9 protein-coding genes are annotated in these 14081 nt (G+C 41.9%); 6 read left to right on the top strand and 3 right to left on the bottom strand.

The genetic code is table 11. The features are described 5' to 3' along the window. Positions 1 to 68: 68 nt before the first annotated feature. Together RIC88_RS11355 and RIC88_RS11350 are read right to left on the bottom strand one after the other, a co-directional pair. Complete coding sequence (locus tag RIC88_RS11355) at positions 69 to 3746, bottom strand: M1 family aminopeptidase (protein WP_350217650.1); 3678 nt, start codon at positions 3744 to 3746, stop codon at positions 69 to 71. Positions 3747 to 3758: 12 nt separating this feature from the next. Beyond that, a complete protein-coding gene (locus tag RIC88_RS11350) occupies positions 3759 to 4649 on the bottom strand; it encodes an ABC transporter ATP-binding protein (RefSeq protein WP_350217649.1) in 891 nt (296 codons plus the stop codon). 141 nt (positions 4650 to 4790) lie between these two features. Between RIC88_RS11350 and RIC88_RS11345 the strand changes: the two genes are divergently transcribed. Beyond that, positions 4791 to 6539 (top strand): hypothetical protein, encoded by a 1749-nt coding sequence (locus tag RIC88_RS11345; protein WP_350217648.1) that lies wholly within the window; start codon positions 4791 to 4793, stop codon positions 6537 to 6539. 49 nt (positions 6540 to 6588) lie between these two features. Here the strand turns inward: RIC88_RS11345 and RIC88_RS11340 are convergent, their stop codons facing one another. Then, positions 6589 to 9951 (bottom strand): methylmalonyl-CoA mutase family protein, encoded by a 3363-nt coding sequence (locus RIC88_RS11340; RefSeq protein ID WP_350217647.1) that lies wholly within the window; start codon positions 9949 to 9951, stop codon positions 6589 to 6591. A gap of 262 nt (positions 9952 to 10213) precedes the next feature. On the opposite strand from RIC88_RS11340, the gene RIC88_RS11335 reads away from it, so the two are divergent. The 5 genes from RIC88_RS11335 (at position 10214) to RIC88_RS11315 (ending at position 14009) form a co-directional block, all read left to right on the top strand. Then, a complete protein-coding gene (locus tag RIC88_RS11335; RefSeq protein ID WP_350217646.1) occupies positions 10214 to 11029 on the top strand; it encodes a hypothetical protein in 816 nt (271 codons plus the stop codon). A gap of 270 nt (positions 11030 to 11299) precedes the next feature. Then, on the top strand, positions 11300 to 11686 hold the full coding sequence (locus RIC88_RS11330; RefSeq protein ID WP_350217645.1) for an endonuclease domain-containing protein: 387 nt from the start codon (positions 11300 to 11302) through the stop codon (positions 11684 to 11686). A gap of 83 nt (positions 11687 to 11769) precedes the next feature. Continuing rightward, entirely contained in the window at positions 11770 to 12429 is a 660-nt protein-coding gene (locus RIC88_RS11325; protein WP_350217644.1) for a Yip1 family protein, read from the top strand. A 190-nt stretch (positions 12430 to 12619) separates the two neighbouring features. Continuing rightward, entirely contained in the window at positions 12620 to 13597 is a 978-nt protein-coding gene (locus tag RIC88_RS11320) for an acyl-ACP desaturase (protein ID WP_350217643.1), read from the top strand. 16 nt (positions 13598 to 13613) lie between these two features. Then, positions 13614 to 14009: a VOC family protein gene (locus RIC88_RS11315; protein WP_350217642.1), complete on the top strand. Its 396-nt coding sequence runs from the start codon at positions 13614 to 13616 to the stop codon at positions 14007 to 14009. Positions 14010 to 14081: the final 72 nt, after the last annotated feature.

The raw sequence follows: 14081 nt of genomic DNA, 5'->3' as shown, positions 1-14081 counted from the left end.
TACACGCAAAACTAGGAAGTGCATTTCATAGAAGACAAGAAAAAAGCGGCTCAAGGCCGCTTTTCAATTTATTCGGTTTCTTCCACCGTTGGAGTCATCCGGTTATCATTCGAAACCACATCAATCAACTTATTATAAGGATCGATACCGACTAATGTTGGCTTTTCATCAACTACGACCGTTATTTCATTGTTAATCTGATCAAACTTTCGTTTCTCAAGATAGAGCGGAATTTCTTTCATTTTCCCATCTACTTCTTTTTCTGTGAAAACACCTACCTCTACCCAGTCTGCTAATGGCAAAGAATAGGTCGGTTTTCTGGCACCTTCCACCTGATAAGAAAGGCTATCCGCACCTTCAGGATCAGTAAACATTCTTTTTCCCTTTTCATCAGCGCGATACTTGGCCACAAGTGCATTCAATTTCACTTCATATTTACCATTAGGTAGTTCTCGGTAGGTGGCATCTTTGACCTCATTATCATAAAGTGTGATGGTCTCAAACATGTCCCTTACCAGATAATTGAGTGAATCTGGTACGATCTCCTTCACAAACTCCAGGTACTCCAGTGAAGTTGTGTATGGGGGCTCCTGAAAGGCCACACTATCAATGTACCTACTCATTGCAGCGTTGAACACCTCATCTCCCAGGTAATCACTCAGGGCATATAAAATCAGCGATCCTTTATTGTAATGGATGTATTGCTGATTTTCATTAAATAGCAACGGCTTTTCTTTTAATCGCTCGAAGGAACGACCCTGAAGATAGGAATCCAATGCATCCTTTAGGAAGGATCGCATTTGCTCCTCTCCTCTCACTTTCTCCAACACCTTCAAACTGCTGTACTCAGACATACTTTCTGACATCAGTGTGGCTCCCTGCACATTAGCGCCTATCACCTGATGCGCCCACCATTGATGAGCCACTTCGTGTGCCGTAACGCTAAATGGATAATCGACTCCTTCAGGATCGTCATCATCCACTTTGGCAATAAACCCAATGCCTTCTGAGAAAGGAATGGTGTTGGCGAATGACTGAGCGAAAGACCCGCTCGTACGCGGAAACTCGATGATTCGGACCTGTTTATGCTGGTAAGGGCTGAAGTTCTCTGTGTAATACTCAAGCGCCTGCTTTACACCCTTGACCATTCGGCCCAGGTTATACTCATGTCCTTTGTGATAGTAAATTTCAATATTGATATCCTTCCACTGATCCTTCAATACCTCATACCGAGCCGATTGGTATGCATAGAAATTGAGCATTTTACTATCCATTTTGTAATGGAAGTAACGACGACCATTCTCTTCCCATTCGCGCTGAAGGTAGCCAGGAGCTATGGCGATCTGATCCGGTGAAGTACTCACCACAGTCTCAAAGTCGATCCAATCTGCGCTAGTTGAAATGTATGTATTCCCAAGGGCGGTGGTATCATACGGAGATTTCATTCGCTCCTTTTCCGGGAGGTCGTATTTCTTACGCACTTCATTGTCTGTCAATTCTCCCTGCCCCGAGTATCCAAACGTTGGGAAGATTCCATTATTCATGAACGTTCCATTTTCCCGAACAGGTGAATTGGTTCTCAACCATGTATTAGGCTCATTCCATACCTCAAAAGTGAAAGTGATTGAATCACCGGGCATCATCGGTTTTTCCAGCACATGAAAATCAAAGTTGTAAACCGTATCTTCAAGCACTCGTTCATTAGGTACTGAAAATGCGAATTCACTCGGATAGTTATTATGATTCAGCAATACAGAATCAATCACCTCTTCTGTTTTGTTTACCAGGACATAAGTCCCTTTTGCTCTAAAATCTCTTGTTTCTGGCATCAGATCCAGATCAACTATAACGTCCACGATCCGAGGCTGAGCCATTGACTCATACCTTGAGTAAAGTTTTTCCTGCTCTACTTGCTGAAGCTCCCCTTCTTTTTGAGAGGTGTACTCGTTCTCAACATTGTTTTCATACCAAATGAAGTATCCCAGGCCAAGAAATAGGATAAGCAATGAGAAGAATGCAAACTGCAAAGGCCTGGTGAAAGATTGAAATCCCACCTTCAGTCGATTTTTGAAAGATGATGGCACTCCCCGCTTCCAAAAAGCAATGGCAAATACATAAAGTGCCGCTCCCAGCAGCAACCAATAAACCTTGTAAATCAGGTATGGACGAAGTGAACTCCCATATCCATTCATCGGTGAATAGCTTGTTCCGGGCCCCTGATTGTATTTAAAAATGGACTGCTCGATACCAATCGAATCTAGAAATCCGATCCCAATGGCCAAACCGAGCGTCACAAAAAATCCAATAAGGTAATTGGGAATGAGTGTGTGAATAAAGATTGCGAGCAAACTCCAAACTACGATACTCCAAATGCGGATAAAATAGAGATCTTTTAAATACAAATTAATCTCAAAGTCATAGAAGCCTGCATAGGTCTGAATGAGCATACCTGCGATCATTATCAATAAGAGTAGTACGGCCTGTACTTTTAGCAGTGCTAAAAACTTCGAGAATAACATTGTCCAGTTGGGGACTGGCGTTACGTCCACCATCTGATCTATTTTCGATAATCGATGACGATGGATCAGCATGCCTGAATACAGGTAAGTAATTGGTAAAATCGCCAATGTGGTAAATACATTTCCGGCGATATCAAGCATTTGCCATGTCACCGGGTAAGTAGTAGTCCCCCAGATCTGCTGCCCCACCGCCAGCGTAGTGGTCAATATCAAAAGTCCAATCAGGGAAATGATAATGAAAGGCCAGCTTTTCACCACAAAAAGGAAATCACTGTTAGATAGTGTCCAGGCCGTTTTAATCCGATTAATGAAACTGTAATCAAACGATACCTTAGGCAGGTTAATGCGGACCATGCTACCAAAATTGTTTTTGGTTGAACGCACACCTGCCTTCTTCTTAAATGAAAACGCTAGTGGATTATGTGAAAATTTAAAAACGGAGAAAACTCCGAAGTAAACCAACAGCCCCAATCCTCCCCATATCAATCGGTTATAGATGATATACCCTTCAAATGGGAGAAAGTTTTCATTTTGTTCAGCCACTGTCCAATATTCAGTGTAGTAGCTACTTGCACCAGCACCGAATGGATCCAGCAATGCACCCAATTCTTTATCATCCATGTTTCCGATGATCGTTTCTGCTACACCCTGAAGCAGAAATAACGCTAGAATGGCCACAAAACCGGAAGCTACATTTCTGGAAAAGGTGACCACTCCAAAAACGATCGCACTAAAAAAGATCAGGTTTGGAATGACATAGATCAGATAAGGCTGGATGTAATTAAATAAGTTGAATGGTCCTGACAATTCCGGGTTAGTTCCCGGGAGGTATCCTCCAACTATTGCGCCTAGCGCTATAGATAGAAGCACTAAAATGGTAATTACAAGCCCACTCAAATACTTCGCAAACAGGTAACTCGATTTAGTAAAAGGAAACGAATACAGTACATTGCTGGTATTCGTGGTATAGTCTTTAGCAATCGTGCCACCAACAATTGACGGAATCAGAAAAAAACCAATAATGGTGAATCCATTGATGAAATTGTTCAATGAAAACGCTGAGTTGATATAGGCGATCGAACTCCTTGTGACGGTTACTGAATCAAAAAGCCCGGCACTGGATGCCATCGCTAAGGTCGCGATTGCAAAAAGTGAACCGACATAGATATAAAATAGTGGATTCTTAACCCAATATTTTATTTCAAATGAAAATATCTTAAAAAACATACGACGGCTGATTTAGGCTACTGAAACTTCTTTGTCCTGTCCAAGTGTAGTGAAGTAGACATCCTCCAGGTTGGCATCTACTGATTGAAATCCGTCTCCCGGATTTGCATCTGCCATCACTCTAATGTTCACCGTATTGTCGTCATTGAAGCTAGATGAAATGACATTGAATTTTGTTTCTTCAGCTTCGAGATCTTCCCGATCGATCACTTTCTTCCACATCTTACCGGCAAGTGATTTCACGGCCTCTTTAGGTGTTTGATGGGACAAGATTTTTCCTCCATTCAGGATCGCCATGTCCGTGCACAGTTCTTTCACATCATCCACGATGTGTGTAGAGAAAATTACGATGTTGTTGGTTCCTATTTCCCGCAACACATTCAAAAACCGCTGACGCTCTGTAGGATCCAAACCAGCGGTAGGCTCATCCACAATGATCAGCTTAGGGTCGTTTAATAGAAGCTGTGCAATCCCGAATCGCTGCTTCATTCCCCCGGAGTATTTAGCTACATGCTTCTTTCGCACATCGTATAGGTTGGTCACCTCCAACGCACTTTTAACGATGGCGTCACGCTCCGCTTTAGTTGACACACCTTTGAGCGTAGCAAAATATTCCAATAATGCCTCTGCAGACATCTTACCATACACACCAAACTCCTGAGGAAGGTAGCCCAGACGTTTTCTGAATTCCATCTGGTTTTGATGTACATCCATGTCATCTAGATGGATAGTGCCAGTATCCGGCGTTTGAAGGGTAGCAATGGTTCGCATTAAAGAAGATTTTCCAGCGCCATTTGGTCCAAGAAGTCCGAACATACCTGATGAGATTTCGAGTGATACATCATCAAGTGCTTTTACCCCGTTTTTATAGGTTTTTGAAAGGTTAGAAATCGTGAGTTTCATTCGTCTAATTTTAGTTCATTGTGATTAGTGCACCGCAACTTAAAAAACTTACAGGTACCGAGAAGAAAAAATTGGTAAGCGAATAAAAAAGCCCCGCGAGTGGCTAATGCGCATAAGTGTCTCGCGCATTATCTTTAACATGTGAGAAATTTCCTCAAACGTGAATTTGGCCCTTATTTCAGGGATTTTAGCGAATACGACTTTAAGTTTTTTCGTACGTTTAGAGATTCCTTTCTGCGTCCAGCCAGGGTAATAGAGGCCAATGATGGCACCTATACAGGTGAACTCAAGTTTACGTTCAATATCTTCACCTTCCTTTTTATACTTTACTATATCACAAACCCTTCTTGGGTAGATGGAATAGAGGCGTATAATTTGTGGCGATATCCGCTTCCGCACCAACATTATTTAAAACTCAACCAAAGCATTGATGAAGACTATTACGGCTATTTAATGGCCGTTTCTTTCATCCCACTTTATTTTATATTACTAAAACTGCTTTTCTATAAGCGTAAACCCTGGGGTTTTTTTCTATCTGCTGCTTTTTATGTTACCTCGGTAATCTTCACATTACTTATTGCTTCTGTATTTATTCTGAACGCCCTTGAAATTGAATCTGAGCTGATAATAATCCCTTGGCTCCTTTCTATTACTGTTTTTCCTGTCATTGCACTCAATATCCAGCATTGGTTTTTGTCGAGCATAAAAGCAATGATCGCTGCAGTAATCCCAATAATAGTGGCTCCCATTTACATCGAAAATCCTCTTTTTAACCTTATAATAAATTTATCTACGAATGAGGAAGTACTTGAGATGAGACCCGATAATCAATTGATTATTTCTACGAAACAATTCCCAATCGAGCCGGGCGAAGTACGGCAAGTAATACTCACCAATAAGAAAAACTTTGTTGTGTTGGGATCTACTAATTTATCCTGGATCAAAGAAGGTAATGTCGTTAAGGAAATCCCCCTCACTGATTATTATAGCAAAAAGATTGTAAGAATAGGAAATGGTCCATATCTCGTAGCATGTTTTCATGATAGGAAAGAAGTTGCTCTTACACTTTATTCCAGCAACGGAGATACGTTAACGAATAAACGGTTTGAGACCAACTCTCAAGGGAAACAATTATCTTTTAAAAGGAATGATAAAAACCATTTTGAAGCCTTTGTCAGCAATCTTCAAATCAAAGTAATTCAGGATTCTACAGGGTGGGATTTAGTCTCCACACAAAAAGTTTCTGATATTAAAACATTCACTTCATTTACCTATTTTGAAAATAATCAATCTCTTAGGGAAACTATTCGTTGGGGCAATCATCATGTTTTAAGCTTTAATCTTGGTGTTGCAGACTCCCTTGATCAACTCATCTGGAATCATGCTGTGTATCAAAAAGACGCTCCGTTTGATCCGCTTGATCTACTTATGACGCATGTGGATACAGCCGTGGAAGTGGTATATGCTCATTATACGCTGGCTAATGATTCCATTTATAATTCCCACTTGTATGCGATTGATATCAAAACAGGGGATCAAATTTGGGGAAATACATTTAGCATTCCTGCACATGTTACGGAGTACGAAGGGCTAACGGCGGATAAAGACTTTATCTACTTGTATGGTGAAGGGCATAAGTTTTACTCTGAATGGTTTTGGCAACCAACGTATCACATCGGGTTAATTGTAAAGATCGACAAGAAAACAGGAGACTATATCAACCATGTTTTTTTAGGTCCTGAAGAACATTGGAATGCTCATTCACATATCTATTCAGTATATACAGAAGGTGATAGTTTGCATATTCTAAGCTTTGATAAATACAAAGAACCACTGCCCTGGGAGGATGTAGATGACCTTATTTTAAAAACAATTGGCAAAGATTTTTAGATTAAAAAAAGTCAATATTCAATAGTCTCCCCTTCTGTGCAAATGTGACTTACATATTCCTTCTGTACTGGCCACCCACCTCAAACATAGCGTGAGTGATCTGACCAAGCGAGCAATACTTAGAAGCTTCCATCAAAGCTGCAAATGTATTTTCATTGTGCAGGGCTGTACCCTGAAGATGCTTGAGAAGCTCTGCGGATTTACTGGCATTTCCTTTATGCATCTCATTTAGGTTATGAATCTGTTGCTCTTTTTCTTCTTTAGTAGCTCGTATAACCTCATCAGGAATAACAGTAGGCGATCCTTTGGAAGAAAGGAAGGTATTCACACCGATGATCGGCATTTCACCTGTATGCTTCAGCGTTTCATAATACATCGACTCCTCCTGAATCTTGCCTCGCTGATACATGCTCTCCATTGCTCCAAGCACACCTCCTCGTTCCGTGATTCTGTCAAATTCAACCATTACTGCTTCCTCAACCAAATCAGTCAATTCTTCAATGATGAATGAGCCCTGAATCGGATTCTCATTTTTCGCAAGTCCCAGCTCCTTGTTGATGATCAACTGGATCGCCATCGCTCGTCTCACTGATCCCTCCGTTGGAGTGGTGATCGCTTCATCGTAGGCATTGGTGTGTAGCGAGTTACAGTTGTCATAAATCGCATAGAGTGCCTGTAGTGTGGTTCGGATATCGTTGAAATCAATTTCCTGCGCATGTAATGACCGTCCCGAAGTTTGGATATGATATTTCAACTTCTGTGCACGATCGTTTGCTCCGTACTTCAGCTTCATTGCCTTGGACCAAATTCTTCGTGCCACCCGGCCTATTACTGCATATTCCGGATCTACTCCATTGGAGAAGAAGAAAGACAAGTTTGGTGCAAAAGCATTGATATCCATGCCCCTGGACAAGTAGTACTCTACGAATGTGAATCCGTTTGCCAGCGTGAATGCCAGTTGAGAAATTGGGTTGGCGCCTGCCTCTGCTATGTGGTAACCGGAAATGGAAACTGAGTAGAAATTCCGCACATTCTGATCGATGAAATACTGCTGCACATCTCCCATCAGACGAAGGGAATACTCCGTTGAGAATATGCACGTGTTTTGAGCCTGATCTTCTTTCAGGATGTCAGCCTGTACCGTACCTCGAACAGATGAGAGTGCTTTCACTTTCATTTCCTGGTACACATCTGCCGGTAGCACCTGATCGCCAGACACACCGAGTAGCATCAATCCCAATCCATTGTGTCCTTCCGGTAATTCACCGCTGTAGGTCGGTCGCTGTACCCCGGCATCCTTGTACATCTTAGCGATCTTAGCCTCGATCTCTTTCTCCATCCCATTTTCGGTGATGTACTTTTCACACTGCTGATCAATCGCGGCATTCATAAAGAATGCGCAGATTGTAGCAGCAGGACCATTGATGGTCATGGAAACCGAGGTAGTCGGATCGCACAGATCAAATCCTGAGTATAATTTTTTCGCATCATCCAGGCAACAGATACTCACTCCGGAGTTACCAATCTTACCATAAATGTCCGGACGGTGATCCGGATTTTCTCCGTAAAGCGTTACGGAATCAAAGGCAGTGGATAGTCTCGCTGCAGGTAATCCTTTAGATACATAGTGAAACCTACGGTTTGTTCTTTCCGGCCCTCCTTCTCCGGCAAACATCCGAGTTGGATCTTCTCCCTGACGTTTGAAAGGGAATACTCCTGAGGTGTATGGAAACTCTCCAGGCACATTTTCCTGTAAACTCCATCTCAAAATATCTCCCCAGGCTTCATATTTTGGAAGGCTCACTTTTGGAATCCGGGTATGCGAAAGTGATTCAGTGGTAGTTTCCACTTTGATCTCTTTGCCTCGCACTTCATAGGTGAAGTGCTCTCCTTCATAGTTGGCGCGTTTTGCGTCCCATTCCTCTAAAATCTTAGCGTTGTGCGGATCCAGATCCAACTTCAATTTTTCTTTGGCCTTATCGATGGCTTCCAGTGCCGCTTTCTCATCCTTCAGCACTTCAGCAGATTTATCCAGGCTGTATAGCTTCTGTGCTACTTCTTTCTGCTTTTCTACTGTTTCGTTGTAGCCTCTAATCGTTTCGGTGATCTCAGAAAGGTATCGGGTTCGTTTAGGAGGAATGATGAACACCTTCTCGCTCATCTCTTCCGAGCTCACAAAAGAAGATTTTAATTTCGACCCGGTCTTTTTAGCGATGAGGTTCATCAGCGATAAGTACAGCTGATTCATGCCCGGATCATTAAACTGTGAAGCGATCGTACCAAATACCGGCAAATCCTCCGGCTTTGCATCCCACAGTTGATGGTTGCGTTGGTATTGCTTTTTCACATCTCGCAATGCATCCAATGCACCACGCTTATCAAACTTGTTCAGTGCGATGATGTCCGCAAAGTCCAGCATGTCGATTTTTTCCAGCTGAGTAGCAGCACCATACTCGGGCGTCATTACGTAAAGCGAAGCATCTGAATGATCGGTGATTTCAGTATCCGACTGACCGATACCGGAAGTTTCGAGAATGATCAGATCGAACCCGGCTGCTTTTACAATATCAATAGCATCCTGCACATATTTGGACAATGCCAGGTTGGACTGACGAGTTGCCAGCGAGCGCATGTATACCCGATCACTGAAGATTGCATTCATACGGATCCGATCTCCCAATAGAGCACCGCCTGTTTTTCGCTTGGACGGATCTACGGAAATAACCGCTATGTTTTTATCCTTAAAATCCATCAGGAAGCGACGAACCAGTTCATCTACCAACGATGATTTACCTGCTCCACCCGTTCCAGTGATTCCCAAAACAGGCGTATCAGAAGCAATTTTTCGCAAGGCAGCCATCTCTTCCTTGAATTGTTCCGGATAGTTTTCTGCTGCTGAGATGGTGCGTGCAATGGCCTGATGATCTTTCGTGCTGATCTTCTTTATCTGCCCATTCAGATTTTCTCCAACCGGAAAATCACTTTGCTTCACCAGGTCGTTGATCATGCCCTGAAGTCCCATCGCTCGTCCGTCATCCGGCGAGTAGATGCGTGTGATCCCGTGCTTATGTAATTCTTCGATTTCTTCTGGAAGGATGGTGCCTCCTCCTCCACCAAACAGCTTGATTTGCTCAGCACCCCGCTCTTTCAGCAAATCATACATGTACTTGAAATACTCTACGTGACCACCCTGATAACTGGTGATCGCGATAGCCTGCGCATCTTCCTGGATGGCACAATCCACAATTTCCTGCACCGCACGATTGTGTCCCAAGTGGATCACCTCACAGCCGGTAGACTGAATGATCCTTCGCATAATGTTAATCGCTGCATCGTGTCCATCAAACAGGGACGCTGCAGTTACGATACGAATGTGATTTTTGGGTTTGTATATCTCTACAGCCTGAGTCATGTTGTTTCAAAATTTTGGGACTGCAAATTTACTGAAAATGAAGGGGAAATGGAGGAATTTGGTTCCTGTGAAGATTTGCAGGAATATCATTTGGCATGAGGTATAAAATGGAGTGATTTGTTTGGGAAGTTATATTTTAAGTCAAAAACTTAAGATTGTACTTTATTTAAGAGTTAATGAGATTGCTTTGGTAGCTGACATTAAGTTTTAAGAGTAATGATTTTATAAAAAGATACTAAATTGGTACTTTCAGAAAGAAGTTATGAGCAATAAGTCGGCAATAGATATAAAGAAAAGAAGATCCCAATTGCTTGTTGCTTTAATCACAGCTTTAATACCAGTTGTTATAACTTTCGCTATTAGAATTTTCGAAAAAGAAGTCAAGGAACTAAGTCTATATTACTCCAAATCTGAAAAAATACTAACCAATAAATCAGCTTTGCAAAATGATATTCGCCTCTATTACGATAGTTTAAGAGTTCAAAATATTTCTTCAATCAAGCTGACTATAATCAATTCGGGCAACCAATATATTTCAAAAGATGACTTTATAGATGGGCCTATTCAGTTTTTACTTGTTGGTAGCAACACACAAGACAAGCAGCCATTTATCATTAATGCAATTGAAGTTGAGAATGCAAAACAAAGAAATTCTATCCTCAAATATTCTTCATTAGAACCTAATGTATCCCTTGAATATCTCCCATCATTATTAAATCCAGGGGATCAAATTCAAATAGAAATATTTATTTCTGATTCTGAAATAAACAAGGTAGACTTTCTAGGAAAGTTAAAAAAGGGTCAAATTAAACCACCCCTACCTTATGAGCTTTTACTTCAGAAAAGTAAAATTGAAAAATTCATAACCTCAATTCATGACTTTTTAGGTTCCAAATGGGTCAGTATTATAATATTCGTTTTTTTTCTACTTTCAACTGCACTTGGAACATTGACTTTTGTGGCTGCCGTACAAGATGAAAATAACAAACTAACAACTGGTGCTGTGATTGTTTTCCTTCTTATGTCTGTACAAGTACTAATTATGCTAGCCATGTTGATATTAGTTACAATCTATTAGGCTTCCTCTTTAGCGCAAGCATCCGCTTGTGCTTTTTGAGTGTATGTACCAATCCTCTTTAGCGAAGCATTGTACTTTTGTGCACGTACCAATCCCCCTTACCCCCTTTATTCAAAGGGGGAATACATCTAATCTTAATTCGAGAGGAATCCCCCTTTTCCAAAGGGGGTGGCTTGATTTGAAAAATCAAGGCGGGGGATTCGACGAACCACAGACAAGGGATTCGCAACCGACGCAGGATATTCAACGCAACATTTCTATTTTTATCCCATGTACTATCTGCCGTACAACAAGAACCTGAAACAGTTTTCGCGAGACCTGCGCAACAACAGCACAATGGGTGAGGTACTGCTCTGGCGGGAGCTGAGAGCGGGTTCGGTAAAAGGATACAAATTCAACCGGCAGAAACCACTTGATAATTACATCGTCGATTTCTATTGCAAAAAGCTCAATCTGGTAATAGAAGTAGATGGCAGCAGTCACTACCATGAAGAAGCTCGAATGCAAGACCAAGCCAGACAGGAAATCCTGGAAGCAATGCAATTGTCCTTTCTCTGGTTCGATGATCTGGATGTGAAGCAAAACATGGCTTTTGTTTTGGGAGAGATTTATCATTTTGTGGAAAGGTGGGAGAGACAATACCCACAGCTCTCCTGAGAAAGGGGCTATATATCTAAGGCCAGAAGGCTCGGTTTTCCATGTTGTAGTATGTTTGACTTTTAAATCAACTGCTAAAAAATATGAATGACGAAGAACACCAGGACAAAATAGAGTTTGTATCCATCACAGATCGTCAGATTTTCACGCTTATCTGGACTAAACCACGAATTGTCTTCAGGTACCTCGAAGAGAACAGTTACGATAAATTCTTGTATGGCTTGCTGATAATGGCCGGAATCGGCTCTACCCTAAATAATGCATCCAATAAAAACATGGGTGATGAGCATTCCTTAACCTTCGTACTGGCCATGAGTGTCATTTTTGGTGGACTATTAGGTTGGATTAGCTTCTACATTGGCGCGGCTTTGATGAGCTGGACCGGAAAATGGATTGATGGTAAAGCTACACGAGAATCTCTCCTTAGAATGTCGGCCTATGCTTCTATACCGGTTGCCTTTTCATTGATTATCATCACTATTCAGATTGCTATTTTCGGGAATGACCTATTCAAAAGTCAAATTTACCTGGAGAATTATTCAGCTATAGAAGTGATACTATTTTATCTCCTTGCTTTGTCAGAGGTCATCATTGGTGTCTGGACGATTGCCATTTTTGTGATCGGACTTTCCGAGGTTCAGGGTTTTTCTGTGTGGAAAGCCATCGCCAATATATTTATTTCTATGGGTGTAGTCCTTGTGCCTGTTCTCCTGCTAGTGGCATTACTCACTGGTTTTAACTAGCCCAACCACCGGTTAGCTTTTTGTGTACGTACCAATCCCCCTAGCCCCCTTTGAAAAAGGGGGAATACATTTAATCTTAACCCGAGAGGAATCCCCCTTTTCAAAAAGGTGAATACCTATTTTGTTTTGGGTCTTGCTATTAATTTCCAAAAAGAGCTCACAATCAACCGCATCCAAATACCTTAGCCAAATGAACTTGAATAACATACGTAAGGAAGTGATGCAGACCCTGGAGAAATCGATGGATGAGCTGTTAGGTAAATACCTTAAACCGATTGAGGAAATTTGGCAGCCTTCGGATATCCTTCCTGATTCTAATTCTCCCGACTTCATAGAGGAGATCCGCGATATTCAGGGACATTCGGCAGAAATGAATTATGATCTTTTTGCCGTACTTATTGGAGATACCATCACGGAGGAAGCGCTTCCTACCTACGAATCGTGGCTCATGGACATGGATGGAGTAAACCAAGAAAATAAAAACGGCTGGACTCAGTGGGTGAGAGGATGGACGGCTGAAGAAAATCGTCATGGAGACTTGCTCAGTAAATACCTCTATTTATCCGGCAGGGTGAACATGAGAGAAATGGAAGTCTCCACCCATCATTTGCTAAACGATGGATTTGACATTCAAACTGCCCGGGATCCTTATAAAAGCTTCATCTACACGAGCTTTCAGGAGTTGGCCACCAACATCTCACACAGAAGAGTAGCCAGCCTGGCGAAAAAGGCGGGAAACACGCTCCTGGCTAAAATGTGTGGCATCATTGCCTCAGATGAGGCACGTCATGCAAGTGCATACAAAAATTTTGTGAAGAACATTTTCGAGATAGATCCAAGTGAAGCAATGATCGCTTTTGAAGATATGATGCGTAAAAAAATTGTGATGCCCGCACATTTTCTCCGGGAAACGGGTGGCAGGATCGGTGAACTGTTCAAGCATTTCTCGGATGCAGCACAGCGAACCATGGTTTATACCACTCAGGATTACATCGATATTCTGAATTCACTGATCAAAGAGTGGAACATCGAGAATATCAAAGGAATCAATGAAAAAGCGGAAGAAGCACGGGATTATTTGATGGCACTACCCAACAGACTCCAGCGGCTATCGGAACGGGTGAAAATTCCTGGAAAACAATTCCAATTTAAGTGGATAGCAAGTTGATCGTTCATTTTAAGGCATGAAAAATCAACTATTCCAACTCACACTGGTCGTCCGGGATTATGATGAAGCGATCAGTTTTTACACTGAGAAGCTTGGGTTTGAATTGCTGGAAGACACTCAGCTAAGTGAGACCAAACGCTGGGTGCGTGTAGCGCCTCCGGAATCAGACATTGCTCTTTTATTTGGGAAAGCGGCCAATGAAGAACAAAAAAAGGCCATAGGAAACCAGACGGGAGGACGTGTTTTCCTGTTTATGCATACGAGTGATTTTGATAGCTATTATGAACAGCTAAAGGCAAACGATGTAGAAATTATACGTGAGCCTTCGGTCGAGCCTTACGGTAAGGTGTGTGTCTTTTCTGACCTTTATGGAAACCTCTGGGACTTAATAGAACCGAATCAGGTCGATTAACAAGACCAGCTTTTAAACAACTTATCTCAACAGCACAGATGAGGGCCTCAATAAACCAAAATATTTGGTAAA

The organism is Ekhidna sp., from assembly GCF_040220215.1.
Lineage (GTDB): Bacteria > Bacteroidota > Bacteroidia > Cytophagales > Cyclobacteriaceae > Ekhidna.
The sequence above is the reverse complement of the archived record's forward strand: the minus strand, read 5'-3'. Positions and strand labels throughout refer to the sequence as shown.